Raw genomic sequence first — 26,061 nt, 5'->3', positions numbered from 1 at the left:
GACAGCCGAAGCAGCCGCGCACGCAGGCGAAAGACCCCGAGCGGCCTCACCCCCTATGAATACAACTGCAAAATCTGGACCTCAGAGCCAGATCGTTTCATTCTAAATCCCATCCAACACGTGCCGGGACTGAACACCCAGTGACGCGATGATCCGGCGGGCGGCGGCGCAGAGCGAGGCCTCGGTCGCGGACAGGATGTCGATGCGGTCGAAAATCTGGTCGTCGTCGACCAGGTTCTGCCGCAAGGCAGCACCGAATGTCATGCGCAGCTCTGTCCCGATGTTGAACTTGCAGATGTTGGACCCCCGCGCCAATGCGCTGCGCTGCACCGGCGGCACGCCCGACCCGCCGTGGATCACCAGCGGCACATCGGTCAGCGCCGCGATCGCGTGTATGCGCGCCTCGTCCAGCGCGGCCCCGGCCCCCTGTTGCAAATGCACGTTGCCGACCGAGACGGCCAGCGCGTCCACGCCCGTGTCGCGGGCGAATGTCGCGGCCTCTGCCGGGTCGGTGCCGATGGATGCCACGCCCGCGTCATAGCCCACGAAACCGATCTCGCCTTCGCAGGACACGCCTGCCGCCTGCGCGATCCGCACGACCTGCGCTGTCTGTGCCATGTTGTCCGCCAGCGGCAGGCGCGATCCGTCGAACATCACCGAGGTGAACCCAAGGTCGATGGCGGCCCGGCATTCATCCAGCGAATGGGCGTGATCCAGATGGATGACGACCGGCACGCTGGCCGCCTCGGCCAGATGCCGCATCATCCCGGCCAGAACGGGCAGGGGGGTATGCGCGCGACAGCCCGGCCCGGCCTGCAGGATCACGGGCGCGCGTTCAGCCTCGGCGGCGGTCACATAGGCGCGCATGTCTTCCCAGCCCTGACAGACCAGCCCTGCTATGGCATAGCCACCGTCACGCGCCGGGATCAGCACATCGGACAGCGTCGCAAGGGTCATTTGAATTTCGCGATCATGTCCTTGATGCCGGGGATGGTTTCGATCTGGTCGGCATGGCTGGGCTGGAAATACTGCACCAGCGGCCGCTGGCTGAGACCGCCGAGGATGGTAAAATAATACATCTCGTAGCCGGGCAGCACGGCGCAGGGATGATAGCCCCGGTCGATGCAGATCGTGGAACCATCGACGATGTGATAGGCGTCGCCCGGTTTGCCGTCCTCGCGTTGCAGCATTTGCAGACCGGACCCGTGGTTGGGGCGGAACCGGAAATTATAGGTCTCGTCGTGGCGGGTTTCCTGCGGCAGGCGGTCGGTGTCATGCTTGTGGCTGGGAAAACCGGACCAGCCGCCCTGACCCACGGTATAAAGCTCGCTTACCAACAGGCGGCCCACCTGGTCGGCCTGTTTCTGACCCAGGATATGCTTGATCTTGCGGTGGGTTTTCGTGTCGTCGCTGCCGTATTGCACAAGGTCGATCTGGTCGCGGCGCACATCGAAGGGGTCCAGCACCTTGTCGTATTTTGCGCCCGCAACGAATGTTTCTGTCGCGTCCGATGTGCAGGTGATCGTCACCTTGGCCCCTGACGGGATATAGACGCCCTCCGGCTCTCCGTCCCAGACATCGGTGCCGCGTCCGCCCAGTCCGTCAAAGGCCACGCCCTCGACCATGATATCGACCGTGCCGGTGGCGGGCACGATACAGGTTTCGTAGCCGGGCACGCGGTAGTCGAAACTTTGCCCGAGGGTCAATTTGACGATGTTGAAATAGTTCAGCGGCACCGTGTCGTCGTCGATATCGACGATCGGGCGGTTGCTGTTGTCATAGGGGGCGATGTGCATGGGCGGTCCTTTTGTCGGCGCGTTGCACCCGGCTTGTCTGGGCGCAGATCGCAGGCTACTGATTTCGGGGGCGCGCGCAACGGCGCCTACACGAAGAGGAGGTCGTGACATGCGCGAGATCGGCATCGGGATCATCGGTGGCGGCTATATGGGCAAGGCCCATGCGGTGGCCATGTCGGTCGTGGGTGCCGTGTTCGGAACCGCCCTGCGTCCCCGGTTGGAAATGATCGCCGCATCGTCGCCGGACAGTGCGGCGCGCTATGCCCGTGATTTCGGTTTCGCACGCGCCGCCCCCGACTGGCAGACGCTGATCGCCGATCCTGCGGTCGAGGCCGTCATCATCGCCACCCCGCCGGATACGCATCACGCGATGGCACAGGCGGCCTTTGCCGCGGGCAAGCCCGTGTTCTGCGAAAAACCGTTGGCCGATACGCTGGAAAACAGCCGCGCCATGGTCGCCATGGCCGAGGCATCCGGTGTCGCCCATATGGTCGGGTTCAACTATATCCGCACCCCCGCCAGCCAGTTCGCGCGGCAACTGCTGGCCGATGGGGAAATCGGGCGCGTCACATGGTTTCGCGGCGAACACACCGAGGATTTTCTGGCCGACCCCGATGCGCCGCACAACTGGCGCTGCGACGGGATGGCCAATGGCAACATGGGCGATCTGGCCCCGCATCCGGTCAATGCGGCCCTGGCCCTGATGGGGCCCATCACCAGCGTCATGGCCGAGGTCGAGACGCTGCACACCGACCGTCCCGGCGGGCGCGTGACCAACGACGACCACGCCCAGATCATGTGCCGGTTCGCCAGCGGCGTGCTGGGCCACATCTATTCCAGTCGCACCGCCACGGGCCGCAAGATGGGCTATGCCTATGAAATCCACGGCACGCGCGGCGCGATCCGGTTCGACCAAGAGGACCAGAACGCCCTGTGGCTGTACAAGGCCGAAGGCCCCGAGGCGACACGCGGTTTTCGCAAGATCTTGACCGGCCCCGCGCATCCCGATTACGCGCCTTTCTGTCAGGGGCCCGGCCACGGCACGGGCTATCAGGACCAGATCATCATCGAGGCCAAGGATTTCCTGACCGCGATTCATGAACGCAAGTCCGTATTCCCTACCTTTCGCGACGGGCTTGCCGTGGCGCAGGTGATCGACGCGGCACTGACCTCGGCGCGGGAACGGCGCTGGGTCGATGTGCCCCAGACCTGAGGACCGACCATGACGATACGTATTGGCAATGCGCCCTGTTCCTGGGGTGTGGAATTCGCGGATGATCCGCGCAACCCCCATTGGCGCGATGTGCTGCGTGATTGCGCGGCGGCGGGATATGGCGGGATCGAACTGGGGCCCGTGGGCTATATGCCAGAGGACCCCGCCGTGCTGCGTGATGCGCTGGATGAACATGCGCTGGACCTGATCGGCGGGGTGGTGTTCCGCCCGTTTCACGACCCCGCCGCCTGGGATGATGTGATGGACGGTGCGGTGCGGACCTGCCGCGCCTTGCAGGCGCATGGGGCCGAACATCTGGTGATCATCGATTCCATCTCGCCGCGCCGTGCGCCGACTGCGGGCCGCGCGGCCGAGGCGGAACAGATGGATGCCGCCGAATGGCAGGCGTTCCGCGATCGGATCATGACCGTCGCGCGCATGGCCGCCGATGACTATGGCCTGACGCCGGAACTGCATCCCCATGCGGGCGGATTTCTGGATTTCGAGACCGAGGTCGAGCGCATCCTGTTGGAAACTGATCCTGCACAGCTGAAACTGTGCCTTGATACCGGTCATTGCACCTATGCCGGATTCGATCCGCTGGCGTTCATGCAACGGCATATCGACCGGCTGACCTATGTGCATTTCAAGACGACGGACCCCGTGGTCAAGGCGGATGTGATCGCCAAGCGCACCGGGTTCTACGATGCCTGCGGGCAGGGCATTTTCTGCAACCTGTCGGATGGAGAGGTCGATTTCAAAGCGGTGCGCGCCCTGCTGCTGGATGCGGGCTATGCGGGATGGTGCACGGTCGAACAGGACTGCGACCCGACGCTGGATGTGTCGCCCGTGGCGGATGCGCGGGCCAACCGTGATTATCTGGCCGGGATCGGCTTTGACGAGGGGATTGTGACATGACGAAACTGAGATGGGGCATGATCGGCGGTGGCGAAGGCAGCCAGATCGGGCCGGCGCACCGGCTGGGTGCAGGGCTGGACGGTGCGTTTGAATTCACCGCCGCCGCACTGGATCACCGCCCCGACGCGGGCCGCGCCTATGGTCAGACGCTGGGTCTGGCCGCCGACCGGTCCTATGGCGACTGGCAAGAGATGCTGGCGGGCGAGCGTGGGCGCGACGACCGTATCGACCTTGTGACGGTGGCTACGCCAAACGCCACCCATTTCGAAATCACCAAGGCCTATCTGGAGGCAGGGTTTCACGTTCTTTGCGAAAAGCCGATGACGATGACCGTCGAAGAGGGCGAAGAGATCGTCAAGATCGCCCGGACCACCGGGCAGATCTGTGCGGTGAATTATGGCTACAGCGGGTATTCACTAGTGCGCCACATGCGGGCGATGGTGGCGCGCGGCGATCTGGGTGCGATCCGTCTGGTCAAGGCAGAGTTCGCCCATGGTCACCACGCCGATGCCGCCGACGCCGATAATCCGCGCGTGCGCTGGCGTTATGATCCCGCACAAGCCGGGGTGTCGGCGCAATTTGCCGATTGCGGCATTCACGCGCTGCACATGGCGTCATTCGTCATCGGGCAAGAAGTGGAAAAACTGTCCGCCGACACCGTGTCCTGCATCCCCAGCCGCCTGCTGGAGGATGACGCCATGGTGAACATGCGCTTTGACGGCGGGGCTGTCGGGCGGTTGTGGACATCCTCGGTCGCGTTGGGACGCCAGCACGGTCTGACCTTGCAGGTCTTTGGCGAAAAGGGCGGATTGCGGTGGTCGCAGGAACAGCCCAACCAGTTGTTCTGGATGCCGCTCGGCGGGCGGTTGCAGACCATCGAACGTGGCGAGGCGAACCTGTCGCCAGAGGCCGACCGCACCAGCCGCGTCACGATCGGTCATGCCGAGGGGATGCCGCTGGCCTTTGCCAATATCTACCTCGATCTGGCTGCCGCGATCCGCGCCCATACCGCAGGTCAGCCTGTCGATCCCGCTGCCGATCTGTACCCGCGCGCCGAGGATGGCTTGCGGTCCATGGCCGCCGTTTTCGCCGTGGCCGCCAGCGGGCGTGACGATGGCCGGTGGGTGGATGCGCGACCACCGATGTTCCGGGGGTAGGCGACATGACGCAGGACCGGACAGCAGGCTACTTCGACGCTGACGCAGGCGATCCAGAGACGCTGCGTGCGTTGATCGGGCGGCGGCTTGATCATGCCGATGTGCCCCATGCCGCGACGGTGACGCGGCAGGTGCCAATCTACGACATGCACGCCCTGGCCCCGGCGCTGGCCGACCAGGACGCGCGGCGGGCATTGATGGCGGAATGGGCCTGGGTGCTGCGGGAATCCGCAGGGGTGATCGTTCTGCGCGGCAGCTATGGCGACACCGGCGTCATCGACCGGGCGACGGATGTGTTCAACGCCATCATCGCGGCAGAGGCGGCGCAGGGCGCGGGAAAGGGCGACCATTTCGCGGCATCGGGTGCCAATGACCGCATCTGGAACGCCTTGCAGAAACTGTGCCTGCGCGATCCTGCCTGTTTTGCCGGGTATTTTGCCAACGACGCCATTGCCGCTGTTTGCGAGGCCTGGCTGGGCCCGGCCTATCAGATGACCGCCCAGGTCAATCAGGTGCGCCCCGGTGGCAAGGCGCAGCAGGCGCACCGCGATTATCACCTGGGGTTCCAATCCGCTGCAGGGGCCGCGCGTTATCCCGTACACGCCCATGACCTGACCGCTGCGCTGACGCTGCAGGGTGGCATCGCGCATTGCGACATGCCCATCGAAAGCGGGCCTACGAAACTGCTGCCGTTCTCGCAGCTCTATTCGCCGGGCTATGTCGCGTTTCACGATCCCGCCCACCGCGCGCTGTTCGAGGATCACTGCATCCAGCTGCCCCTGGCCAAGGGCGACGTGATCTTTTTCAATCCCGCGCTGTTTCATGCGGCGGGCGAAAATCGCAGTGCCGACATCGCGCGGATGGTGATGCTGTTGCAGGTGTCCTCTGCCTTTGGTCGCGCCATGGAAAGCGTCGACCGCGCGGCGATGGTCCGTGCGCTCTATCCTGTGTTGTCGGGGTCCGCGATGACGGCGGCGCAGGTTGCGGCGGTGATCGCGGCCAGCGCCGAAGGCTATGCCTTTCCGACGAACCTCGACACGGACCCGCCGCTGAACGGCAACGCCCCGGTGTCGCAGGCTGACATCCTGCGTCGCGCCCTGACCGAAAACTGGCCCGGCGACCGGCTGGACGCCGCGCTGACAGAAATGGACAACCGCCGATGCCCTTGAGCGACCTGATCAACGTGCGCGCGCCGTTCTTTGCGCCGCGGTCCCGCAGGCTGGTGGTCTGCGTGGTGCTGTGGGGCTGGGCGCTGTTCGAACTGCTGTTGGGCACGCCGCTTTGGACAATGATCGCATGCGCCGCGGCGGGTTGGTGTACCTACGAATTTTTCGTGGTCTTTGACCCGGACAATTACCGCGACAAGGATGACCTTAGCTAAGGGCCAGCACGATCATGACGATTGCCATGCCCATCATCATCAGGTTTTCGGTCAGGCTGACGAACCCCAGCGGCACGTTCGAATTGCCGCCCACGCAGGCGCATTTCAGCTCTCGCTTGTCGATATAGACCGCTTTGAACACGCTGATGGCACCGACGGTGGAAATGAACAGCGCGGCTGGTGCTGCAAACGGGGTCAGCAGCATCCCCGTCATCAACACGCCAGCGCCGGTTTCGACCCAAGGGTAGACATAGGCATAGGGCACCCATTTGCGCGCCAGCAGGTCATAGTTCAGGAACATGGTGGAAAAGCTTTCGATGTCGCGCAGCTTTTGCATGCCCAGCAGAATCATCGAAACCGAGATGAACCAACCCAACGTCTGCCATGTGATCGCCCCCAGAAAACCGATCGACAAGGCCAGTGCCGTCGCGGCTGCCACTACGAACAGATAGATCACCGGGCGATAGGTCGTGGCCTTTGGATCGTGGTCGGTCAAGGCCACGCGCAGATCGCTGTAGCCCCCGATGCGTGTGCCGTCGATCCAGACCTGCGGCGTGGTCGGCACGTCAAAGGTGTCCTTGAACGCATCGACCTCGGGGCGGGTGCGAAACAGGCGGTCGTCGATGTCATACCCCTTGGACTGCAACAGCCAGCGCGCCTTTTGACCGGACGGACACAGGTGGTCGGGCAGGGCCATGCGATACAGAACGGCCGTTTTTCGGGTGGCTGCGGTGGCAGGGTCTGTCGTCACATCAGACACGTTGCGGGTTTGGATCGACATCGTCTGCCTCCTGACAGGGGTGGTCATGTCGCATATCGCGACATGACGTTTTCGGGTGACGTATATACCCTATAGGGGTATATGACCAGAGGGTTACCGGACCCGGCGGAACAGGAGTGACCGGATGAAAGCCAACAAGCAGAAAACCCTCGACCGGCTGTCCCGCGTCGAAGGTCAGGTGCGCGGGGTGGCCCGCATGGTCGAAGAGGACCGATATTGCATGGACGTGCTGGCGCAGACCGCCGCGATCCGGTCAGCGCTGTTGGGTGTCGAACGACTGGTTCTGGAAAACCACGCCGCCCATTGCGTCGAAACCGCGATCCTAAGCGGCGATCCGGCCGAACAGCGCGCCAAATTCGATGAGTTGATCGGCCTGCTGCAAAAGGCGTCCCGGTGATACGCATCGCCGCGTAACCAACATTATGTCATATAGCGGTTGGTTCAGGGCAGTCTGCATGCGTGCGCTGCCAGCTTGTCCGGCGCACCATCGCTGCGCCCCGGTACGCTGGCAACAGAGCGGTCCCAGCCTCTGGTGCCGCTGGGATCCCTGTGGAAACCGGGCAATTGGTTCAGGAATGCAAGACGCGCCTTGGAGTTTTTCGCCAAGATCGCCGCGGTTGAGGGCGACGCACCGGCCCACATCCGACGACGGTATTACGCCGGTCGGTCGCGCCCTTTTGATCGGGGTCTACTTATAGCTTGCTTCTGAAACACTTGAAATTCGGTAATAGTGACGCCATATAGCGTCATATAAGCTGTTGGAACCCGTCATGCACATCACCCATTTTGCAGAAGCCGGACAATTCGAACCACGCAAGATCGCGGCTGTCCTGCGCACGTCGTCCGAGGAAATCGCCTTGACGGTCGGTCTGGGCAAGGATGCCTTGCAGCGGCGTGCCCGCATTGGTTCGGACAAGACACAGCGCCGCCTGCGCGAACTGGTCGAGGTGCTGAACAAGGTGTCGCCACGCTTTGGATCGGAACTGATCGCCTATGCGTGGTATCGATCCGAACCTCTGCCCGGCTTTGACGGCAGGACCGCCATGCAACTGGTCCAAGAAGGCAAGGCGCAGCAGGTTCTGGAATATATCGACGCGGTCGATGCCGGTGTCTTTGCCTGATGCCATTCAGGCACGGGCGCTATACCGGGCCGCTTTTTCGGGCCCTGAACCCGGTCTATGCGCGCACCCCCCTGTCCGGGCACGGTGCGGCCCTGTTCGGCGGGCGCTTCAATCCCAAGGGGACACCGGCGCTGTATACCGCGCTCGACCCCGCAACAGCGCTGCGCGAGGCCCATCAGGTCGGCAGTCTGCAGCCCACGATCCTCGTGTCCTACACCGCAGACCTTGGCCCGATTTTCGATACGGGTGATGAACTGGCACTGAAAAGATACGGTGTTACGCCAGCGCTGCTTGCCGATGCCGCATGGCGCAGCAGAATGCTGGATCATCAGACGGTGCCGACACAGGATCTTGCGCGCAGACTATCGGCGGACGGTTTTGCTGGTCTGCTTGTTCGCAGCTTTGCCAAGGGCGCGGCGGCATCGGACATGAACCTCGTGTTGTGGGCATGGACGGACAGTGCCGGGTCCCTGGCCGTTGTGGATGACGAGGAGCGGCTATCACGCATGTGATTGATCGGCAGCGCAGGGCTCCGTCAGGCGGGACGCAGACGCCCTGTGATCACCGCTGACAGCCCCACCATGACCGTGGCCACACCCAGCATCAACGACAGACCGCCCAGCTGATAGGTCAGTCCCGACAGCACCGTGCCCAGCAGCCTGCCCGCCGCATTCGCCATGTAATAGAACCCGACATCCATGGTCACACGCTCGGCCTTGGTAAAGGCGAGGATCAGATAGGAATGCAGCGCCGAATTGATCGCGAACACCCCGCCAAAGGCCAAAAGCCCAGCCACAAGCGTTACGGTCAGCCAGGTCTGCGGGCCGCCCGCCACCAGTGCGGCCACCGTCAGAACCGCCGGCACCGCGGCCAATGTCCAGCCCCAGCCGCGCGCCGCAAGGGTCAGATTGGCTTCGCTGCGCTGTGCGGCGCGCAGCAGGCGTGGCGATGCAGCCTGCACCATGCCATAGAGGATCACCCAGACCGCCATGAAGCTGCCGATCATGAAAAACGCGGCCCGGTTGCCGTCGGTCGTGCCATCGGACAGGACCGCGTAGAAATAGATCGGGATGCCTACGACGAACCAGACGTCGCGCGCGCCGAACAGAAACACCCGCGCCGCCGACAGCCAGTTGACGTTGGCGGATTTGGAAAACACCTCGCTGAATTTGGTGCCGCGTCGTCCGCGCGGCAGGCCCGGCGGCATCGCGATCAGCACCGCGATCAGGATCACCGCCAGCACGGCAGCCATCCCCAGCACCGCCCCGGTGAAACCGATCGTGGCCAACATGCCCGCCCCGGCGAGAAAGCCCAGCCCCTTGACCGCGTTCTTGGACCCGGTCAGCAAGGCCACCCAGCGGAACAATCCGCCGTCCTGCGCGGGGGCCAGCAGCTTGACCGCGGATTTCGACGACATCTTGGCCAAGTCCTTGGCCACGCCGCTGGCCCCCTGCACCACCATGACATAGGCGACCGACAGGCCCACGGTCCAGGCAGGGTCCAGCTGTGTCAGCGCCAGCAGTGCCAGCACCTGAATGCCCAGACCCGCATAGAGTGTGGCGGTCAGGCCGAACCGCGCCGCGATCCAGCCCGCGCACAGGTTCGTCACCATGCCCGCGATTTCATACAGGACAAACAGATAGGCCAGCTGCACCGGGCTGAACCCCAGCGTATGGAAATGCAGCAGCACCAGCATCCGAAGCGCGCCATCGGTCAGCATGAACGCCCAATAGGCCGCCGTGACGGCGATATAGGCCGACAGCCCCTCGGGGCGCGTGTTTGTCGCGGTCACACCGAATTCCCGACCATCAGGGCCACGTCAACCAAGCGGTGCGCGTAACCCATTTCGTTGTCATACCAGGCATAGATTTTGACCTGCGTGCCGTTGATCACCATGGTCGATGGGGCGTCCACGATCCCCGACCGGGTGTCGTTGGTGTAATCAGACGACACCAGCGGGCGTTCCTCGTATCCCAGTATGCCCTGCAATGGTCCCTGGGCGGCCGCCTTGAACAGGGCGTTGACCTCTGCGGCAGTGGTCGGGCGGTCCACCTCGAACACGCAATCGGTCAGGGATGCGTTCAGCAGCGGCACGCGGACCGCGTGACCGTTCAGACGGCCCGTCAGTTCGGGGTAGATCAGCGTGATCGCCGTCGCACTGCCCGTCGTCGTGGGGATAAGCGAATTCAGCGCAGACCGTGCGCGGCGCAGATCCTTGGCCGGGCGATCCACGATGGTCTGGGTGTTGGTCACGTCATGGATCGTGGTGATGGACCCGTGTTTGATGCCGAGGTTTTCGTGCACAACCTTGACCACCGGGGCCACGCAGTTGGTCGTGCAGCTGGCCGCCGTGACGATCCGGTGGCGGGCGGCATCATAGGTGTCGTGGTTCACGCCATAGACGATATTGGCCGCGTCGCCGTCCTTGACCGGGGCCGAGACCACGACCTTTTTCACGCCGGCGGCGAAATAGGGGGCAAGGGCTGCCTCGGATTTGAACACGCCGGTGCAGTCGATCACCACATCCACCCCGTCCAGTGGCAGATCCGCGATGTTGCGTGTGCCCACAAAGGGCAGCCGCACGCCGTCGATGGTCACGCTGTCGGCGTCGTGGCTGAAATCCGCATCCCAGCGACCGTGGACCGAATCGAATTCCAGCAGATGCGCCTGCATCGCGGGATCGCCCACCGCGTCATTGATCCATGCGATCCTTGCGCCGCGTGCCAGCAGCGGTTTCAGGGCCAGTTTCCCGATGCGGCCAAGGCCGTTGAGGGCATAGGTGGTCATGCGGCAAATCCTTTTTGTGCAGCAATGTCATCGACCGCCCGTTGCAGGGCGATCCGGTCCAGCGATGTGACCGGCAGCGCCGCAAAGGCCCTGATCCGGTGCAGCAACGCGCCATAGGTCTGGTGGAACGCCAGCGCGCGTTCCGCGTCCGCGCCTGTCACGGCGGCCGGATCGGGCAGACCCCAGTGGCTGCTGATCGGTTGCCCCTGCCAGGCGGGGCAATCCTCGTTCGCGGCCTGATCGCAGACGGTGAACACGAAATCGAAATCGGGCGCATCGGGGGTCTGAAACACGGTCATGCTCTTGGCCTCCAGCGTGGCGGTGTCGTGCCCCTTTTGCTGCAGCAGTGCGACGGCATCGGGGTTTAGCGCGGACCGTGGCCGGGTGCCTGCGGACCAGACGTCGAACCTGTCACCTGCCACTGCCCGCAGGATGGTTTCGGCCATGATCGACCGTGCGGAATTGCCGGTGCACAGGAACAGCACCTTGAACTTGCGACCCGCAGCATCGGCGGCGGGGCCATCCATCACCAGCGGCGTGCAGATGTCGGGCCGCCCCCGGCAGCAATCGTGCAGCAGGTAGTCGAATGTCTCGCGCGTGCTGTCCAGCCGGATGGCATAGCGCAGGGATGTCCCGGCGCGTTCCTGATCGACCAGTCCGGCCTGCATCAGCGCGCCGATATAAACGGACAACGTATTGGGTTTCAGCCCCAGCGCCCGCGCCAGTTCGCTGGCGGGCACATGATCGGGATAGCGGCGCATCAGCAGCCGAAACAGCGCAAGGCGTTGCGGATGGCCCAGGATGGACAGACGGTGTGCGATCATTGATTCCATATTTCACGAATTACGGAATTAGTATTCTATCGGCAAGTGTTTCCTGACCAGCAGAGCCAGAAAACGCGGCACCCCGCCCGTCACAGAACCGTTTCAAAACCGTAAAGAGCCTGAAACAAAACCGTCACGGTTCTGTCGTCAGACGCCCTTATCCCGCCCTCAAACCAAGGGGGTGACATGCTCAGGATAGACGCACTGACAAAACGGTTTGGGGACAAGACAGCCGTGGACACGGCCAATATCGTCGTCACGAAACCCGCCATGATCGGGATTATCGGCCGTTCCGGTGCCGGCAAGTCGACCATGCTGCGCATGATCAACCGCCTGAGCGACGCAACCAGCGGCACCATCATGTTCGGGGATGAAAACATCACCGCGCTGCGCGGTGCCGGCCGGCGCGACTGGCAATCCCGCTGCGCGATGATCTTTCAGCAGTTCAACCTCGTGCCGCGCATGGACGTGGTGTCCAATGTGCTGCACGGCACGCTGAACAAGCGGTCGACCCTTGCCACGCTGTTCAACCTGTATCCGCAGTCCGACATTCATCATGCGATCGAAATCCTCGATCGTCTGGGCATCGCGGAACAGGCCCCCAAACGCGCCGAGGCCCTGTCAGGTGGCCAGCAACAACGCGTGGCCATCGCCCGCGCCCTGATGCAGGACCCCAAGATCATTCTGGCCGACGAACCCATCGCATCGCTTGATCCGATGAACGCGCAGGTGGTGATGCAGGCCCTGCGTGCCATCCACGAAGAGGACGGCCGCATGGTGATCGCCAACCTGCACACGCTGGATACCGCGCGTCGCTACTGCGACCGCGTGATCGGGATGCGCGACGGGCGCATCGTGTTTGACGGCACCCCCGAGGAACTGACCACCGCCACCGCGCGCGACATCTATGGTGCCGGTGCGGATTTTTCCGAGGCCGCCACATCCACCGAAATCGAAACACTGGACAGGCCCGAGGTCCGTTTGGCCGCGGCATACGCCTGAACCAGCACCACCCCGCAGACTTCGCGGGCCACCTTCATCAAACCCAATGGAGAACATGATGAAAAAGACCCTCGCCCTGGCGCTTGCCGCCACCACGACACTGTCATCCGGCGCTTTCGCTCAAGAGATCACGGAATTCCGCATCGGCATCCTGGGCGGCGAAAACGCACAGGACCGCATGAACAGCTACCAGTGCCTGGCCGACTACACGACCGCGGCGCTTGGCGTCGAAACCCGCCTGTTCGCGCCCGCCGACTACAACGGTGTGATCCAGGGCCTGCTGGGCGGCAGCATCGACATGGCGTGGCTGGGCGCATCAGCCTATGCCTCGATCTTTCTTCAGGACCCCGAGGCCGTCGATCCCGTGCTGATCAAGGTGAACCTTGACGGCTCCGTTGGCTATCATTCCATCGGGTTTGCCCGCGCCGACAGCGGCATCACCTCGCTGGACGACATGGAAGGCAAGGTGTTCGGCTTTGGTGATCCGAACTCCACTTCCGGCTACCTGATCCCCTCGATCGAGATCCCGCAGTACAAGGACGGCATCACGATGGAATCCGGTGAATACTTTGGCGAGGTCTCCTTTACCGGCGGTCACGAACAGACCATCGTCGCTGTCGCAAACGGCGATATCGACGGCGGGGTGACCTGGGCTGACGGTCAGGGCAACTGGGAAGACGGCTACAACTCTGGCGCGCTGCGCAAGGCCGTGGATGCTGGTCTGGTCGACATGAACGACCTGGTCGAAATTTGGAAATCCGCCGTCATCCCCGAGGGTCCCGTCGTCCTGCGCAAGGCCCTGCCGGCCGATGTGCGCGAAACCATGACCGCGCTGGTCGCCAACCTGTATGAAAACGACCCCGATTGCGCCTATGGCGTGGCGGCCGGTGACACGCTGGGTTTCCAGCCCGTCACCCATGACATGTACACAAGCATCGTCGCCGCCCGTCAGGCCGTGATCGGCAACTGAACCAGTTGAACCATTGATCCGGCAGCCCCCCCGCGGGCTGCCGGTCTTTCTATGTCCGGGGGGCAGGATGTCAGACATATCACTCAGCGGCGGCGCGGTGCGCGTGGACAGCATACAGTCCAGCTATATGGCGCAGGTCCAGCGACGCAGACTTTATGGCGGGTTGATGCTGCTGCTGTTCGTCGTGCTGATGGTGTCCGGTTTCAACGTTGCCGACGAGCGCAACGCGGGCGGGTTCTGGCAAGGCCTGCACCAGATCGGCGACTATCCCGCCGACGTGCTGTCAGAGGCCTGGGAAAAACGCGGCGACCTGCCCGGCCTGATGGCCAAGTATTTTCCGGCCTTGGTGGAAACCATCAACATCGCCGCCGTATCGACCCTGATCGGCGCTGTCGGCGGGTTGTTCCTGTCGCTCTTAGGGACGCGAGGTCTTGCGAAATGGCCACGCCTGATTCCGCTGTTTCGCCGTATCTCGGACATCATGCGCGCGGTGCCCGAAATCGTCATCGCGCTGGTGCTGATCTTTGTGCTGGGCGGTGGTCCGGTGCCTGCGATGATCGCCATCGCGATCCACACGGCAGGCGCACTTGGCAAGATGTTTTCCGAGGTGGCCGAAAACGCAGACCTCAAACCGGTCGAGGGTCTGGCATCGACCGGGGCCACATGGTTCCAGCGGATGCTGCTGGGCGTCCTTCCGCAGGTCGCGCCCAACTATGTCAGCTACACGCTGCTGCGGTTCGAAATCAACATCCGCGCCTCGGCAATCCTGGGTTTCGTCGGCGCAGGCGGTCTGGGCTACGAGCTGCGCAATTCGATGGCCTGGGGGCCGGGCCGGTTCGACGAGGCCGCCGCCATCTTTATCCTGTTGTTCGGCACCATCGTGTCCTTTGACCAGGTGTCCAGCCGCTATCGCAACCGCCTGACAGAGGGGCAGGGTCAATGACCGCGATCGATATCAACACCGACCTTTCCGCAGCCAAACATCGGGCAGAGGATCTGTTCCGCCGCAAACGGCTGTTCGCGCTGGGGGTTCCTTCGGTGATCGGGGCCTACCTGATCTATATCTTCTTTGCCTTTGACCTGCCGGGGCTCGCGCAGCGTGCCAGCCTCGAAAACGCGATCACGCTGGCTGCCGACAGCTGGTCGCACAAGGTGCACGTCAACCGCGACAACAGGTCCGGCGACATCACCTATGCGATCGAGGGCGAACGCAAGGGCACCTATCCCGACGGCATGCGCCCCGATTGGGTCAGCGGCACCGAAGGCGGGCTGACCATCGACCTGGGCGCGGGCCATATCGTGCGCTACCTGCCCGACCGCGTGACAGAAATCGACGTGCCGGGGTTCCAGCGCATTACCGTGCAGGCCGAAGGCCGCAGCTTGGCCAGCAATCTGCCTGACGACCTGCCCGACTGGATTTCCGCCACCACCCGCCGCATCGGGATCACCACCCCCGAGGGCCGGATCACCCTGACCGGGTCACGCAGCGAGGTATTCAACTATTTCCCCGGCTGGGAATTGTTCTGGTTCACGCTGGACAGCCCCTATTACGGACAGGGCTTGACGGCGATCCTGTTCGGCGACCGCATCGACCCTGCGCGCCCCAATATCGCGGGGGCCGTTTCGGACTGGTGGAACAACGCCATGTGGCGGCACAAGGATGTGGCCTGGGCCATCGGCGAGACGATCCTGATGGCCTTTCTGGGGACGATGGGTGCGGCAATGATCGCCCTGCCGCTGGGCTTTCTCGCGGCCAAGCGGTTTTCGCCCATCATGCTGGTGCGGGCGGCGACCCGGCGTCTGTTCGATTTCGTGCGCGGCGTCGACGCGCTGATCTGGACGGTGGTTCTGGCGCGCGCCTTTGGCCCCGGCCCGCTGACCGGCGCGCTTGCGATCCTGATCACCGACACCGGCACCTTTGGCAAGATCTTCTCCGAGGCGCTGGAAAACGTCGATCAACGCCAGATCGAGGGCGTCGCATCCACCGGCGCGAAACCGATCCAGCGCTACCGGTTCGGGGTGATCCCGCAAGTGGTGCCGGTGCTGCTGGCGCAGATCCTGTATTTTCTGGAATCCAACACCCGGTCCGCCACGATCATCGGTGCGATCACCGGCGGCGGCATCGGCCTGATGCTGACGCAGGCGATCCAGACCCAAAAGGACTGGGAAGAGGTCGCCTATTACATCGTCCTCATCATCGCGATGGTCATGTTCATGGACTGGTTTTCGGGCTGGCTGCGCGGCAAGCTGATCGGACGCAATGACTGATGCCCCGCGTCCTAATCACCGGAGCCAATCGCGGCATAGGTGCGGCCCTGATGAACGCCGCGCGCGCCGGGGGCCACAGCCCCATCGGCACCACGCGCCATAGCGGTGACGGGTTCACGGCATTGACGCTGAACCGGCCCGGCACGGTCGCTGCGGGCATCATCACACTCATCGACCGTCTGACGATGGCCGACACCGGAAGATTTCTGCACTTTACCGGCAAAGAAAGGCCGTTCTGACCATGCCACGCCTGTCCGCCGACAAAGCCTTTGTGCATCCCGACTGCGACATCACCGACAGCCACTTTGGCGCATATGTCGAAATCGGCCGTGGCAGCCGCATCGGCAACACGACATTCGGCGACTACAGCTATTGCGACCGCTACGCCGATATCGCCAATGCCCGGATCGGCAAGTTCGCCAATATCGCGGCCTTTACCCGGATCGGTGCCACCGATCACCCGCTGGACACGGCGGCCTGTCACCACTTCCTCTATCGCTCGGACGACTATTGGGATGATGCCGACCGCGACCCCGCATTCTTTGCCCATCGCGCAAGCCGGCTGGCGCATATCGGGCATGACACCTGGATCGGCGCGGGTGCCATGATCAAGCCGGAGGTGACGCTGGGCCACGGGGCCGTGGTGGCAGCCGGCGCCGTGGTGACCCGAGACGTGGACCCCTATACCATCGTGGCAGGCACACCCGCGCGCCCGCTGCGCTTGCGCCAGCCGCGCGACATCGCGGACCGGCTGATCTCACTGGCGTGGTGGGACTGGCCGCACGACCGCCTGCGCGCGGCACTGTCCGATTTCCGCAACCTGTCTACCGCGGCCTTTCTGGACCGCTACGAGGACGCGACCTGATCCACCTGTCACGCGACTGTTGCCTGACGGTCGTAATCAGATGCGACCCAGGCAACATGGTGCAGCACATGGACAGCCCCGCCCGTTCCCACGTCAGCTATGCCACCGCGGCGCAGTCGCGCGCGGGCCGCACCATGATCAAGCTGATCGAGAACGCGACCGGCCGCCTGCACCTGATCCAGCGCGCCCGCGATTATGATCTGGAAATCCGGCAGGGCCGCAATTTCTGGGAGGTCATGGTCGACCGCTACGGGCTCAGCCTTGACGCGATGTCGGGCGCGATCACCGACATTCCCGCCAATGGCCCGCTGGTCGTGGTGGCCAATCATCCGTTCGGCATCCTTGACGGGCTGATCATGGGATACCTGTTGTCGGTGCGGCGGCCCGATTTCCGCATCCTGGCCAACAGCGTGTTTCAGGACGCGCCGGACCTCGACCGGGTGGTGCTGCCGGTCAATTTCGCGCAGACGCGGGACGCTGTGAAACAGAACCTCGAGACCCGCGCGGCGGCCATCGGTTGCCTGCGGGCGGGCGGTGCAATCGGCGTGTTTCCCGGTGGGACTGTCTCGACCGCGGCCAGACCCTTCATGCAGCCGCTGGACCCCGGCTGGCGCAGGTTCACCGCGCGCATGATCGTCAAATCCAGCGCCACTGTCGTGCCCGTCTATTTCGACGGACAAAATTCACGCCTGTTCCAGTTTGCCAGTCATATCCACCCCAACCTGCGGGTCGCGCTCTTGCTCAAGGAATTTCGCAGGCGCACCAACAAACCCGTGCGCATCGCCATCGGTGCGCCCATCGCACCTGCGCGGATCGCGCGCTATGCCGATGATGCGCAGGGCATGATGGATTTTCTCAGGACCGAAACCTATGCGCTGTCGCCCCGGCAGATCGCACCGCAGGCCTATGGTTTCGAATTCGAGGACCGCTATCGCGCGTAACGCGGTCAGGCGTCGATGGTCAGCGTCACGCGGTCGCCCGCGAACCATGTACGGCCGTATTCGACGGGAGAACCGTCTTCGCCCACATTGACCGCCGAGGACCGCAGCAGGGGGTCGCCCTCGGTCAGGTGCAGGTGCAGCGCCTGCGTGGCGGTCGCCCGGACGGCCGTCAGCCGTGTCGTGGCCCGCGTGTAATCGGCGGCCCCCGCCGCCGCCAGCGCGGCCGTCACGCTGCGGGTCTGTTCCAGCGCCTGCACGATTCCCGGCAGGCGCGATAGGGGAAACAGGCTCTCGAACAGGGCGATGGGCTGGCCGTCGGACAGCGACAACCCGTGATAGGCGCAGACGGCATCGCCTTCGGCCAATGCCAGCGCCTGCGCCTCGCCCGCGCTGGCGCTGCGTGTATCCAGATACAGCAGCCGTTTTTCCGGCTTGCGCCCGGCGGCGATCAGGTTGTCGTGGAACCGCACCCTGCGCCCGATGGGATAATCGGTCGGCGTCGCAGTGACAAAGGCCCCTGCCCCGCGCCGCCTGCGCACCAGCCCCTCGGCGACCAGCGCGGACACACCGTGCCGCACTGTATGGCGGTTGACCCCGAACCGTTCGGCCAAGGCAGCCTCGGTCGGCAACCGATCGCCGGGAGCGTGACGCCCCTCGCTCAGGTCCGCGCGCAGGGCATCGGCGATCGCCTGCCACACCGGGGTCTTGGGGGATCTGTCACGCAAACTTCACAAATCTCTTCTGTCTTTTGGCGGGGGTTCGGTTAGAATATGTATAGTTGTATAGTATCTGCAAAAGTTGTCGAGATGAAAGATTCCCCCGACCACGACAATCCGCGCAAGGCCTGGATGGGCCTGTTGGCCAAGGCGCCCGAGGGCCGCGTTGCAGCGCTGCTGGATGCGGCCATGACGCGCCCGGCCTATCGCTGGCTGCGGGCCCCCGAAATCGGCACGGCCATGGTGCGCGGACGCGCCGGGGGAACGGGTGCCGCGTTCAACATGGGCGAGGTGACGGTGACCCGCTGCGCCTTGACGCTGGACGACGGGACCGTCGGTCACGCCTACGTGCAGGGCCGCCGCACCGCCGACGCCACCGCCGCGGCACTGGTCGATGCGCTGATGCAGGGACCGGATGCGGACCGCATCCGTACCGCCGTGCTGGACCCGCTGGCCGGCGAACAGACCGACAGGCGCGCCGCGCGCGCCACCCGTGCCGCCGCGACCAAGGTCGAATTTTTCACCATGACAAGAGGAGAGGACTGATGCAGCCCGACACCCTGTCCGGCGGGTTCGATCACCCCGCGATCCAGTCCGCCCACGCTTATCGCAGCATCCTGGATGCGATGGCGCGCCCCGGCACCCGGCAGGACATCGCGGGCGTACAACCACCAGCGCCGCTGTCGCCCGCGGCGGGCGCGGTCCTGCTGACCCTGTGCGACGGCGACACCGCCGTGCATCTGGCAGGTGACGCAGACACCGGCGCCGTGCGCGATTGGCTGGCGTTTCACACCGGCGCACCGCTGACAGGCCCGTCGGACTGCATGTTCGCGGTCGGCATCTGGGACGCGCTGATGCCGCTGGACAGCTATCCGACCGGCACAGCCCAATATCCCGACCGTTCGGCGACCCTGATCGTGGACCATGCCGACCTGACCGGGCCCGGCGCCACCCTGACCGGACCGGGCATTCAGACACAGGCCAGCCTGCCGTTGCCCGACATCGCGGCCTTTCGCGCCAACCGGGCGTTGTTTCCGCGCGGTCTGGATTTCATCCTGACCAGCGGCACCCGGCTGGCGGCCCTGCCGCGCTCGACCCGTGTCAGCGCAACCGCCGAGGTGTCGTGATGTATGTCGCAGTCAAAGGCGGCGAACGCGCCATCCAGAACGCCCATGCCTGGCTGGCCGAGGAACGCCGCGGCGACCGGGATGTGCCCGAACTGGGCACCGCACAGATCCGCGAGCAGCTGAAACTGGCCGTCGATCGCGTCATGGCCGAGGGGTCGCTGTATGATCCCGACCTGGCCGCGCTGGCGATCAAACAGGCGCGCGGCGACCTGATCGAGGCGATTTTCCTGATCCGCGCCTATCGCACGACCCTGCCCCGGTTCGGCGCATCGCGCCCCGTCGATACGGCTGCCATGGCCTGTGACAGGCGCATCTCGGCCACGTTCAAGGACCTGCCCGGCGGGCAGATTCTGGGGCCGACATTTGACTACACACACCGGCTGCTGGATTTCAAACTGGCCGCCGATGGCGTGGTGCCAGATGCCCCGCAACAGGACGCGGCGACAGGCCCGGTGCCCCATGTCACCGGGTTCCTCAACCGCGAGGGCCTGATCGAAGAGGCCCCGCACGACGACACAACGCCCCCGGACCTGACCCGCGAACCGCTGGAAATGCCCGCCGACCGGGCGCTGCGCCTGCAGGCGCTGACCCGCGCTGACGAAGGCTTCACCCTCGGCCTCGCCTATTCGACGCAGCGCGGGTACGCCCGCAACCACGCCTTTGTGGGTGAATTGCGGATCGGCACGGTGGCCGTCGAAATGGAGATTCCCGAGCTGGGCTTTGCGGTCGAGATCGGCGAGGTCACGCTGACCGAATGCGAGACGGTCAACCAGTTCAAGGGATCGAAAACCGAACCGCCGCAATTCACGCGCGGCTATGGTCTGGTGTTTGGCCAATCAGAACGCAAGGCAATCGCCATGGCGCTGGTGGATCGGGCCCTGCGCTGGCAGGAACTGGGCGAGGACGACGTGGGCGCACCCGCACAGGACGCCGAATTCGTCCTGTATCACGCCGACAACATTCAGGCGACGGGTTTCCTCGAACACATCAAGCTGCCCCATTATGTCGATTTCCAGTCGGAACTGGAGCTCGTGCGCAAACTGCGCCGGACGGCGGGTGCGGCACCGGCGCAGGAGGCCGCGGAATGAATGTGGATACAGTCGTATTCGACATCTGCGGCGTGCTGGTGGACTGGCAACGCCAACTGTCTTGGCCAGAGAACCTGCGGGCGCAACAGCAACACAGGGGGCTCTTGTGACCGATCAGGCCTATAATTTCGCCTATCTGGACGAACAGACCAAACGAATGATCCGCCGCGCCATCCTCAAGGGTGTGGCGATCCCCGGCTATCAGGTGCCCTTTGCCAGCCGCGAAATGCCGATGCCCTATGGCTGGGGCACCGGCGGGGTGCAGGTATCGGCGGCCGTGCTGACCCCGGACGATACACTCAAGGTGATCGATCAGGGCGCCGACGACACTACGAACGCGGTGTCGATCCGCAGCTTCTTTGAACGGACGGCGGGCGTTGCCACGACAACGGCGACCCGCGCCGCCACCGTGATCCAGACCCGGCACCGCATCCCCGAGGAACCGCTGACCGAAGGTCAGATCCTTGTCTATCAAGTGCCGATCCCGGAACCGCTGCGGTTCCTTGAACCGCGCGAAAGCGAGACGCGCAAGATGCACAGTCTGGAAGAATACGGGCTGATGCATGTCAAGCTCTACGAGGATATCAGCCGCCACGGCCATATCGCCACCTCCTATGCCTACCCGGTCAAGGTCGAGGGACGCTATGTCATGGACCCCTCGCCGATCCCGAAATTCGACAATCCCAAGCTGTCGGGCACGCCCGCGATCCAGCTGTTCGGCGCGGGCCGTGAACAGCGGATCTATGCACTGCCGCCCTATACGCAGGCGGTCAGCCTGGATTTCGACGATCACCCGTTCACCCCGTCCAAGGCAGATCACCCCTGCGGCCTGTGCGCCGCGACCGAGAGTTATCTGGACGAGGTGATCACCGACGATCAGGGCGGGCGCATGTTCGTCTGTTCTGACACCGATTACTGCACGGCGCGTCAGGCCGCCGGCCACAAGGGAAAGGACGCGGCATGACCCCGCTGCTGTCGGTGCAGGGCATCACCAAACACTATGGCGCGCATATCGGCTGCGCCGACGTTTCCTTTGACCTCTACCCGGGCGAGGTCATGGGGATCGTGGGCGAGAGCGGGTCCGGCAAATCCACCTTGTTGAACTGCATGGCGGGGCATCTGGCACCGGATGCAGGACGGGTCGTGTTCGATACCCGCAAGCCGTCAGAGGGCGACGCGGCAGATCATGAAAATCACGGGCCGCGCGATACCGTCACCATGTCCGAACCCGAACGCCGGATGCTGTCGCGCACCGACTGGGCGTTTGTTCATCAGCATGCCCGCGACGGGCTGCGCATGGGGGTGTCGGCGGGTGGCAACGTGGGGGAACGGCTGATGGCCGTGGGCGCGCGCAACTACGCATCGATCCGGGATCAGGCCACCGACTGGCTGGGCCGGGTGGAAATCGACGCCGGACGCATCGACGACAGGCCCACCACGTTTTCGGGCGGGATGCAGCAACGGTTACAAATCGCCCGCAATCTGGTCACCGGGCCGCGGCTGGTGTTCATGGACGAACCAACGGGCGGGCTGGATGTGTCCGTGCAGGCGCGACTGCTGGACCTGTTGCGCGGACTGGTGCGCGACATGGGGCTGTCCGCGATCATCGTGACCCACGATCTGGCCGTGGTGCGCCTGCTGGCCGACCGCATCATGGTGATGAAATCCGGCCGCGTGGTGGAATCCGGCCTGACCGATCAGGTGCTGGACGACCCGCAGCACGCCTACAGCCAGCTCCTTGTGTCCTCCGTCTTGCAGGTTTGAACCATGATTACGCTGACCGATGTGTCGAAAACCTTTACGCTGCATAACCAGGGCAGCGCCGTGATCGCGGTGATCGACAAGGCGAACCTGACCGTGGCACCTGGCGAATGCGTGGCGCTGACCGGCGCGTCGGGTGCGGGAAAATCGACCCTGATGCGGATGATCTACGGCAATTACCTGACGCAATCGGGATCCATCCGCATCGGTGATGTCGATCTGGTGCAGGCCCAGCCGCGCGATGTGATCGCCCTGCGCCGGGCAAAACTGGGTTACGTCAGCCAGTTTTTGCGGGTGGTGCCGCGCGTGCCGACGCTGGACGTGGTCGCAGAACCCTTGCGCGTCCTGGGCATCCCCGCGCCAGCCGCACAGGACCGCGCCCGCGCCTTGCTGACCCAGCTCAACATCCCGCAGCGGCTGTGGGGGCTGTCGCCCACCACCTTTTCGGGGGGCGAACAGCAGCGCGTCAACATCGCCCGCGGCTTTGCCCATCCCTATCCTGCGCTGCTGCTGGACGAACCCACCGCAAGTCTCGATCCCCACAACCGCGAAATCGTGTTGTCCCTGATTGCAGACGCCAAGGCGCGCGGTGCCGCGATCATCGGCATCTTTCATGACGCCGAAGCGCGCGACCGCTTATGCGACCGCGAAATCGACGTCGGTGCCTTTACCCCGCAGGCCGTGGCATGACGGCGGGTGACGCATCGGCAGGCCGCCTCATCGCCGTCGTCGGCCCCTCGGGCGTGGGCAAGGATAGCGTGATGTGCGGCCTCTGCGCGGTCATGCCCGACCTGCATCTGGTGCGCCGCGTCATCACTCGCGCGCCCGATCTGGGCGGCGAGGATTACGATGCCGTCACCCCTGCCGCATTCGACGACATGGCGGACAACGGCGCCTTTGTCGTGCATTGGTGCGCACACGGGCTGCATTACGGCATCCCGCAGACGGTGCGGTATCAGCTGGCCAAGGGAACCCATTGCATCGCCAATTTCTCGCGCAAGGCGCTGGCCGCCGGGGCCGATGCCTTTGCCGGCATGCTGGTGCTGCACGTGACGGCGACCCCCGAAACCATCGCAGCGCGTCTGACCGCGCGCGGCCGCGAAACCCGGTCCGAAATCGCGAACCGTCTGGCACAGGCGGACAAACCGCTACCTGCCGGACTGGACGTCCTGCACCTGTCGAACGATGGCCCGCTGGATCAGACCATCGCACGCGCGCTGGCGCTGCTTGAACCCGTCAGGGGATAGCGATGGATCAGCGCAAACCGCCCGTCATCCCCCGCGCCGCACAGCGCAATCTCGTTCAGCGCGAAAGGCGCGGGCAAGGTGGGCAACCGGTCACGCAAGGTGGATTCCCACTGCGGCAGAGCCTCGGGCGTCAACTGGCCCGACAGGGTCATGTGAAACCGGAAATCATCCATCACGTAGGGATAGCCCCAGGTCGTCAGGTTCGCCTCTTGGCGCGGGGTCAGCCCGGCCTGCCTGCGGCGGTCCAGTTCGGCTGCACTGGCCGGGGCCCGGAACCGGTCCAGAGCACGCACGCAGTCACCCGCCACGCGGGTCAGACCGTCCACCGGGCCTACGGGCGTCAACGCCAGAAAACGGCCGATGCGCGACAGTTGCAGACCGTCGCAGATCGCGGGCGCAACCTGCGCCGCCAATCCGGCTACCGCCTGGCCCAGATCGACTTGGGTCAGGCCGTCCCGCAACCTGAACGGCGGCTTGAGTGTGCCGTGGAACCCGTATTTGCGCGGTGTCATGGTGATGTCATGCAAACCGGGCAGATCGCACTGCGGCACGGCGCAGCCTTTCAGCACGTCCCATCCCAGCCATGCCGCGCCAAAATCCGCCAGCGGCCCGTCCGGCGGGATATAGTAGATCGCAAAGCGAGCGTATGACATGAATTCCCCTATGCTGTCGGCATCCTTGACCAAACCATGTGACACGACGATGTCAAACGACCTGTGCCTGGCCAATGCGCGGCTGGTCCTGGCGGACCGTGTCGTGCTGGGGTCCGTCACCATCGCAGACGGCCAGATCACCCGGATCACCGACGGCAGCAGCGTCCCCGATAGGGCCATCGACTGCGACGGTGATCTGTTGCTGCCCGGCTTTGTCGAGTTGCACACCGACAACGTCGAACGCCACATGGAACCGCGCCCCGATGTGGACTGGCCGCATCTGCCCGCACTTTTAGCACATGACGCCGAACTGGCCGCCTGCGGGATCACGACCGTGTTCGATGCGATGCGCGTGGGATCCATCCATTCCGGCAAGGGCCGCTATGTCGACTATGCCCGCACCCTTGCGGACGAAATGCTGACAGCCCGCGACCGCGGCATGTTCAAGATCAGCCATTTCCTGCACCTGCGGGCCGAAATCTGTTCAGAAACCCTGCTGGAGGAACTCGCAGCCTTTGACCCCATTGATCGTGTAGGCATCGTCAGCCTGATGGATCACACTCCCGGTCAGCGCCAGTTCCGCGACCTCAGCGCGCTCAAGGCCTATGTGGCGAAAAAGCGGGGCATGAACGACGATGAATTCGCTCAGCATGTGGCGGACCTGCTGGCGCTGCGGGCGCGGCTGGGTGACAAACACGAAAACGGCGCGGTGACCGAGGCCAGACGCCTTGGGGCGGTACTGGCCAGTCACGACGACACGACGGCGGAACATGTGGCGACATCCGCGTGCCACGGCGTCGGGTTCGCCGAATTTCCCACGACACTGGACGCAGCGCAGGCCTGCCGGGCGCATGGTATCGCGGTGATGATGGGGGCACCCAACCTGATCCGGGGCGGATCGCATTCGGGCAATGTCGCCGCGTCTGAACTGGCGCGCCATGACCTGCTGGACATCGTGTCATCCGACTATGTGCCCGCCGCCCTGCTGGGGGCCGCGTTTCAGCTGGCACAGATGTGGGATGACCTGCCGCGCGCGATTGCCACCGTGTCGGCCAATCCCGCACGCGCGGCAGGGCTGACCGACCGTGGCAGGCTGGAAACGGGATTACGCGGCGATGTGGTGCGGGTCAGGATGTTCGACGACACCCCCGTCTTGCGGGGGGTCTGGTCGCGGGGCGTCAGGGTCAGCTGACGGTCTGGTCGGTCAGGTAACGCTTGATCGCCAGTTCGCAGGCCCCGGCAAAGGCCGCGGGTTCCGCCGGATCGAAACGATCCCTGCCTGCGTGGAACACGCGCGGACCGCGCCCCCCTTTCCGGTGCACCCAGACCGCGGCAATGGCGTTCCGGTCGTCTGTTTCGGCGATGTAATGTGTGACGGGCATGACAGCAGCCTTTGTAATGGATTTGTGAACGCTAACGCGATTCGCCCGACCCGCAAACCGTTT

Annotated in this window: 32 protein-coding genes; 23 read left to right on the top strand and 9 right to left on the bottom strand. The window is 64.4% G+C overall.

Going from position 1 to position 26,061, the window contains the following annotated elements:
- Positions 1–102: 102 nt before the first annotated feature.
- The gene (locus BMX27_RS15675; RefSeq protein WP_090161188.1) at positions 103–957 is read right to left on the bottom strand and encodes a class II fructose-bisphosphate aldolase; all 855 of its coding nucleotides are present in this window, start codon (positions 955–957) and stop codon (positions 103–105) included.
- Positions 954–1,796 (bottom strand): 5-deoxy-glucuronate isomerase, encoded by an 843-nt coding sequence (locus tag BMX27_RS15670; RefSeq protein WP_090161186.1) that lies wholly within the window; start codon positions 1,794–1,796, stop codon positions 954–956. Before BMX27_RS15670 ends, BMX27_RS15675 begins: the two co-directional genes overlap by 4 nt.
- A gap of 109 nt (positions 1,797–1,905) precedes the next feature.
- On the opposite strand from BMX27_RS15670, the gene BMX27_RS15665 reads away from it, so the two are divergent.
- From BMX27_RS15665 to BMX27_RS15645, 5 genes are read left to right on the top strand one after another with little or no spacing between them, the layout of a single operon-like run.
- A complete protein-coding gene (locus BMX27_RS15665) occupies positions 1,906–3,009 on the top strand; it encodes a Gfo/Idh/MocA family protein (protein WP_090161185.1) in 1,104 nt (367 codons plus the stop codon).
- Between the two features lie 9 nt (positions 3,010–3,018).
- Positions 3,019–3,927 (top strand): TIM barrel protein, encoded by a 909-nt coding sequence (locus tag BMX27_RS15660; protein ID WP_090161183.1) that lies wholly within the window; start codon positions 3,019–3,021, stop codon positions 3,925–3,927.
- A complete protein-coding gene (locus BMX27_RS15655; protein ID WP_090161181.1) occupies positions 3,924–5,084 on the top strand; it encodes a Gfo/Idh/MocA family protein in 1,161 nt (386 codons plus the stop codon). Before BMX27_RS15660 ends, BMX27_RS15655 begins: the two co-directional genes overlap by 4 nt.
- 5 nt (positions 5,085–5,089) lie before the next feature.
- Entirely contained in the window at positions 5,090–6,253 is a 1,164-nt protein-coding gene (locus BMX27_RS15650; protein WP_090161179.1) for a phytanoyl-CoA dioxygenase family protein, read from the top strand.
- The gene (locus BMX27_RS15645) at positions 6,244–6,465 is read left to right on the top strand and encodes a hypothetical protein (RefSeq protein ID WP_090161177.1); all 222 of its coding nucleotides are present in this window, start codon (positions 6,244–6,246) and stop codon (positions 6,463–6,465) included. The genes BMX27_RS15650 and BMX27_RS15645 overlap by 10 nt, the downstream gene beginning before the upstream one ends.
- Here BMX27_RS15645 and BMX27_RS15640 read toward each other — a convergent pair.
- Positions 6,458–7,246: a MauE/DoxX family redox-associated membrane protein gene (locus BMX27_RS15640; RefSeq protein ID WP_090161175.1), complete on the bottom strand. Its 789-nt coding sequence runs from the start codon at positions 7,244–7,246 to the stop codon at positions 6,458–6,460. The two genes, BMX27_RS15645 and BMX27_RS15640, sit on opposite strands and share 8 nt — an antisense overlap.
- Positions 7,247–7,370: 124 nt before the next feature.
- Here BMX27_RS15640 and BMX27_RS15635 point away from each other — a divergent pair, with 124 nt between their 5' ends.
- The 3 genes from BMX27_RS15635 (at position 7,371) to BMX27_RS15625 (ending at position 8,879) form a co-directional block, all read left to right on the top strand.
- On the top strand, positions 7,371–7,643 hold the full coding sequence (locus BMX27_RS15635) for a metal-sensitive transcriptional regulator (protein ID WP_090161173.1): 273 nt from the start codon (positions 7,371–7,373) through the stop codon (positions 7,641–7,643).
- 373 nt (positions 7,644–8,016) lie between these two features.
- Entirely contained in the window at positions 8,017–8,367 is a 351-nt protein-coding gene (locus tag BMX27_RS15630; protein WP_090161171.1) for an MbcA/ParS/Xre antitoxin family protein, read from the top strand.
- The gene (locus tag BMX27_RS15625) at positions 8,367–8,879 is read left to right on the top strand and encodes an RES family NAD+ phosphorylase (protein WP_090161170.1); all 513 of its coding nucleotides are present in this window, start codon (positions 8,367–8,369) and stop codon (positions 8,877–8,879) included. The genes BMX27_RS15630 and BMX27_RS15625 overlap by 1 nt, the downstream gene beginning before the upstream one ends.
- Before the next feature lie 23 nt (positions 8,880–8,902).
- Here BMX27_RS15625 and arsJ read toward each other — a convergent pair whose 3' ends face one another.
- Genes arsJ through BMX27_RS15610 form a run of 3 tightly spaced genes read right to left on the bottom strand, consistent with a single transcriptional unit; the run spans position 8,903 to position 11,987 of the window.
- Entirely contained in the window at positions 8,903–10,159 is a 1,257-nt protein-coding gene (gene arsJ, locus BMX27_RS15620) for an organoarsenical effux MFS transporter ArsJ (RefSeq protein WP_090161168.1), read from the bottom strand.
- Positions 10,156–11,154 (bottom strand): ArsJ-associated glyceraldehyde-3-phosphate dehydrogenase, encoded by a 999-nt coding sequence (locus BMX27_RS15615; protein ID WP_090161166.1) that lies wholly within the window; start codon positions 11,152–11,154, stop codon positions 10,156–10,158. The genes arsJ and BMX27_RS15615 overlap by 4 nt, the downstream gene beginning before the upstream one ends.
- Complete coding sequence (locus BMX27_RS15610; RefSeq protein WP_090161164.1) at positions 11,151–11,987, bottom strand: arsenate reductase/protein-tyrosine-phosphatase family protein; 837 nt, start codon at positions 11,985–11,987, stop codon at positions 11,151–11,153. Before BMX27_RS15610 ends, BMX27_RS15615 begins: the two co-directional genes overlap by 4 nt.
- 177 nt (positions 11,988–12,164) lie before the next feature.
- On the opposite strand from BMX27_RS15610, the gene phnC reads away from it, so the two are divergent.
- From phnC to BMX27_RS15575, 7 genes are all read left to right on the top strand, one after another.
- The gene (phnC, locus tag BMX27_RS15605; protein WP_090161162.1) at positions 12,165–12,980 is read left to right on the top strand and encodes a phosphonate ABC transporter ATP-binding protein; all 816 of its coding nucleotides are present in this window, start codon (positions 12,165–12,167) and stop codon (positions 12,978–12,980) included.
- 58 nt (positions 12,981–13,038) lie between these two features.
- Entirely contained in the window at positions 13,039–13,950 is a 912-nt protein-coding gene (gene phnD, locus BMX27_RS15600) for a phosphonate ABC transporter substrate-binding protein (protein ID WP_090161160.1), read from the top strand.
- Positions 13,951–14,017: 67 nt separating this feature from the next.
- Positions 14,018–14,893 (top strand): phosphonate ABC transporter, permease protein PhnE, encoded by an 876-nt coding sequence (gene phnE, locus BMX27_RS15595; RefSeq protein WP_090161159.1) that lies wholly within the window; start codon positions 14,018–14,020, stop codon positions 14,891–14,893.
- A complete protein-coding gene (gene phnE, locus BMX27_RS15590; protein ID WP_090161157.1) occupies positions 14,890–16,218 on the top strand; it encodes a phosphonate ABC transporter, permease protein PhnE in 1,329 nt (442 codons plus the stop codon). Before phnE (BMX27_RS15595) ends, phnE (BMX27_RS15590) begins: the two co-directional genes overlap by 4 nt.
- Positions 16,218–16,457 (top strand): hypothetical protein, encoded by a 240-nt coding sequence (locus BMX27_RS15585; protein WP_090161155.1) that lies wholly within the window; start codon positions 16,218–16,220, stop codon positions 16,455–16,457. The genes phnE (BMX27_RS15590) and BMX27_RS15585 overlap by 1 nt, the downstream gene beginning before the upstream one ends.
- Before the next feature lie 2 nt (positions 16,458–16,459).
- Entirely contained in the window at positions 16,460–17,083 is a 624-nt protein-coding gene (locus tag BMX27_RS15580) for a DapH/DapD/GlmU-related protein (RefSeq protein WP_090161153.1), read from the top strand.
- Between the two features lie 68 nt (positions 17,084–17,151).
- Complete coding sequence (locus BMX27_RS15575) at positions 17,152–18,024, top strand: lysophospholipid acyltransferase family protein (protein ID WP_090161151.1); 873 nt, start codon at positions 17,152–17,154, stop codon at positions 18,022–18,024.
- A gap of 5 nt (positions 18,025–18,029) precedes the next feature.
- Here the strand turns inward: BMX27_RS15575 and phnF are convergent, their stop codons facing one another.
- Positions 18,030–18,749, bottom strand: a complete 720-nt coding sequence (gene phnF / locus BMX27_RS15570) for a phosphonate metabolism transcriptional regulator PhnF (RefSeq protein ID WP_090161148.1) — start codon at positions 18,747–18,749, stop codon at positions 18,030–18,032.
- Between the two features lie 81 nt (positions 18,750–18,830).
- Here phnF and phnG point away from each other — a divergent pair, with 81 nt between their 5' ends.
- The 7 genes from phnG (at position 18,831) to phnN (ending at position 23,963) form a co-directional block, all read left to right on the top strand.
- Positions 18,831–19,286, top strand: a complete 456-nt coding sequence (gene phnG, locus BMX27_RS15565) for a phosphonate C-P lyase system protein PhnG (RefSeq protein ID WP_090161146.1) — start codon at positions 18,831–18,833, stop codon at positions 19,284–19,286.
- Positions 19,286–19,867: a phosphonate C-P lyase system protein PhnH gene (gene phnH / locus BMX27_RS15560; RefSeq protein ID WP_090161144.1), complete on the top strand. Its 582-nt coding sequence runs from the start codon at positions 19,286–19,288 to the stop codon at positions 19,865–19,867. The genes phnG and phnH overlap by 1 nt, the downstream gene beginning before the upstream one ends.
- Entirely contained in the window at positions 19,867–20,955 is a 1,089-nt protein-coding gene (locus BMX27_RS15555; RefSeq protein WP_090161142.1) for a carbon-phosphorus lyase complex subunit, read from the top strand. Before phnH ends, BMX27_RS15555 begins: the two co-directional genes overlap by 1 nt.
- Before the next feature lie 106 nt (positions 20,956–21,061).
- A complete protein-coding gene (locus BMX27_RS15550; RefSeq protein WP_090161140.1) occupies positions 21,062–21,919 on the top strand; it encodes an alpha-D-ribose 1-methylphosphonate 5-phosphate C-P-lyase PhnJ in 858 nt (285 codons plus the stop codon).
- Positions 21,916–22,719 carry a phosphonate C-P lyase system protein PhnK gene (phnK, locus tag BMX27_RS15545; protein WP_090161139.1) on the top strand — a complete coding sequence of 268 codons (804 nt, stop codon included), beginning with the start codon at positions 21,916–21,918 and terminating at the stop codon, positions 22,717–22,719. Before BMX27_RS15550 ends, phnK begins: the two co-directional genes overlap by 4 nt.
- Before the next feature lie 3 nt (positions 22,720–22,722).
- On the top strand, positions 22,723–23,406 hold the full coding sequence (gene phnL / locus BMX27_RS15540) for a phosphonate C-P lyase system protein PhnL (RefSeq protein ID WP_090161137.1): 684 nt from the start codon (positions 22,723–22,725) through the stop codon (positions 23,404–23,406).
- Complete coding sequence (phnN, locus tag BMX27_RS15535) at positions 23,403–23,963, top strand: phosphonate metabolism protein/1,5-bisphosphokinase (PRPP-forming) PhnN (protein ID WP_090161134.1); 561 nt, start codon at positions 23,403–23,405, stop codon at positions 23,961–23,963. Before phnL ends, phnN begins: the two co-directional genes overlap by 4 nt.
- Here the strand turns inward: phnN and BMX27_RS15530 are convergent.
- A complete protein-coding gene (locus BMX27_RS15530) occupies positions 23,915–24,616 on the bottom strand; it encodes a DUF1045 domain-containing protein (RefSeq protein ID WP_090161132.1) in 702 nt (233 codons plus the stop codon). The genes phnN and BMX27_RS15530 overlap by 49 nt on opposite strands.
- A 49-nt stretch (positions 24,617–24,665) precedes the next feature.
- Here BMX27_RS15530 and BMX27_RS15525 point away from each other — a divergent pair, with 49 nt between their 5' ends.
- Positions 24,666–25,808 carry an alpha-D-ribose 1-methylphosphonate 5-triphosphate diphosphatase gene (locus BMX27_RS15525; protein ID WP_090161238.1) on the top strand — a complete coding sequence of 381 codons (1,143 nt, stop codon included), beginning with the start codon at positions 24,666–24,668 and terminating at the stop codon, positions 25,806–25,808.
- Here BMX27_RS15525 and BMX27_RS15520 read toward each other — a convergent pair.
- On the bottom strand, positions 25,801–25,998 hold the full coding sequence (locus tag BMX27_RS15520) for a hypothetical protein (RefSeq protein ID WP_090161130.1): 198 nt from the start codon (positions 25,996–25,998) through the stop codon (positions 25,801–25,803). The genes BMX27_RS15525 and BMX27_RS15520 overlap by 8 nt on opposite strands.
- Positions 25,999–26,061: the final 63 nt, after the last annotated feature.

This window comes from Loktanella sp. DSM 29012, from assembly GCF_900110705.1.
Classification (GTDB): domain Bacteria; phylum Pseudomonadota; class Alphaproteobacteria; order Rhodobacterales; family Rhodobacteraceae; genus Loktanella; species Loktanella gaetbuli.
Note: the sequence above shows the minus strand (reverse complement) of the source record. Positions and strands in the feature narration are given on the sequence as shown.

Excerpts from the sequence above, each read along its gene's own strand:
- phnH (WP_090161144.1), top strand. The coding sequence starts at position 19,286 with ATGCAGCCCGACACCCTGTCCGGCGGGTTCGATCACCCCGCGATCCAG.
- BMX27_RS15650 (WP_090161179.1), top strand. The coding sequence starts at position 5,090 with ATGACGCAGGACCGGACAGCAGGCTACTTCGACGCTGACGCAGGCGAT.
- BMX27_RS15660 (WP_090161183.1), top strand. The coding sequence starts at position 3,019 with ATGACGATACGTATTGGCAATGCGCCCTGTTCCTGGGGTGTGGAATTC.
- phnK (WP_090161139.1), top strand. The coding sequence starts at position 21,916 with ATGACCCCGCTGCTGTCGGTGCAGGGCATCACCAAACACTATGGCGCG.
- BMX27_RS15655 (WP_090161181.1), top strand. The coding sequence starts at position 3,924 with ATGACGAAACTGAGATGGGGCATGATCGGCGGTGGCGAAGGCAGCCAG.
- phnN (WP_090161134.1), top strand. The coding sequence starts at position 23,403 with ATGACGGCGGGTGACGCATCGGCAGGCCGCCTCATCGCCGTCGTCGGC.
- BMX27_RS15625 (WP_090161170.1), top strand. The coding sequence starts at position 8,367 with ATGCCATTCAGGCACGGGCGCTATACCGGGCCGCTTTTTCGGGCCCTG.
- phnD (WP_090161160.1), top strand. The coding sequence starts at position 13,039 with ATGAAAAAGACCCTCGCCCTGGCGCTTGCCGCCACCACGACACTGTCA.
- BMX27_RS15580 (WP_090161153.1), top strand. The coding sequence starts at position 16,460 with ATGCCACGCCTGTCCGCCGACAAAGCCTTTGTGCATCCCGACTGCGAC.
- BMX27_RS15630 (WP_090161171.1), top strand. The coding sequence starts at position 8,017 with ATGCACATCACCCATTTTGCAGAAGCCGGACAATTCGAACCACGCAAG.
- BMX27_RS15635 (WP_090161173.1), top strand. The coding sequence starts at position 7,371 with ATGAAAGCCAACAAGCAGAAAACCCTCGACCGGCTGTCCCGCGTCGAA.
- BMX27_RS15530 (WP_090161132.1), bottom strand. The coding sequence starts at position 24,616 with ATGTCATACGCTCGCTTTGCGATCTACTATATCCCGCCGGACGGGCCG.
- BMX27_RS15555 (WP_090161142.1), top strand. The coding sequence starts at position 19,867 with ATGTATGTCGCAGTCAAAGGCGGCGAACGCGCCATCCAGAACGCCCAT.
- phnE (WP_090161157.1), top strand. The coding sequence starts at position 14,890 with ATGACCGCGATCGATATCAACACCGACCTTTCCGCAGCCAAACATCGG.
- BMX27_RS15525 (WP_090161238.1), top strand. The coding sequence starts at position 24,666 with ATGTCAAACGACCTGTGCCTGGCCAATGCGCGGCTGGTCCTGGCGGAC.
- BMX27_RS15640 (WP_090161175.1), bottom strand. The coding sequence starts at position 7,246 with ATGTCGATCCAAACCCGCAACGTGTCTGATGTGACGACAGACCCTGCC.
- BMX27_RS15575 (WP_090161151.1), top strand. The coding sequence starts at position 17,152 with ATGGACAGCCCCGCCCGTTCCCACGTCAGCTATGCCACCGCGGCGCAG.
- BMX27_RS15670 (WP_090161186.1), bottom strand. The coding sequence starts at position 1,796 with ATGCACATCGCCCCCTATGACAACAGCAACCGCCCGATCGTCGATATC.
- phnG (WP_090161146.1), top strand. The coding sequence starts at position 18,831 with ATGAAAGATTCCCCCGACCACGACAATCCGCGCAAGGCCTGGATGGGC.
- BMX27_RS15520 (WP_090161130.1), bottom strand. The coding sequence starts at position 25,998 with ATGCCCGTCACACATTACATCGCCGAAACAGACGACCGGAACGCCATT.
- phnL (WP_090161137.1), top strand. The coding sequence starts at position 22,723 with ATGATTACGCTGACCGATGTGTCGAAAACCTTTACGCTGCATAACCAG.
- BMX27_RS15675 (WP_090161188.1), bottom strand. The coding sequence starts at position 957 with ATGACCCTTGCGACGCTGTCCGATGTGCTGATCCCGGCGCGTGACGGT.
- BMX27_RS15665 (WP_090161185.1), top strand. The coding sequence starts at position 1,906 with ATGCGCGAGATCGGCATCGGGATCATCGGTGGCGGCTATATGGGCAAG.
- BMX27_RS15585 (WP_090161155.1), top strand. The coding sequence starts at position 16,218 with ATGCCCCGCGTCCTAATCACCGGAGCCAATCGCGGCATAGGTGCGGCC.
- phnE (WP_090161159.1), top strand. The coding sequence starts at position 14,018 with ATGTCAGACATATCACTCAGCGGCGGCGCGGTGCGCGTGGACAGCATA.
- BMX27_RS15610 (WP_090161164.1), bottom strand. The coding sequence starts at position 11,987 with ATGGAATCAATGATCGCACACCGTCTGTCCATCCTGGGCCATCCGCAA.
- phnC (WP_090161162.1), top strand. The coding sequence starts at position 12,165 with ATGCTCAGGATAGACGCACTGACAAAACGGTTTGGGGACAAGACAGCC.
- BMX27_RS15615 (WP_090161166.1), bottom strand. The coding sequence starts at position 11,154 with ATGACCACCTATGCCCTCAACGGCCTTGGCCGCATCGGGAAACTGGCC.
- BMX27_RS15645 (WP_090161177.1), top strand. The coding sequence starts at position 6,244 with ATGCCCTTGAGCGACCTGATCAACGTGCGCGCGCCGTTCTTTGCGCCG.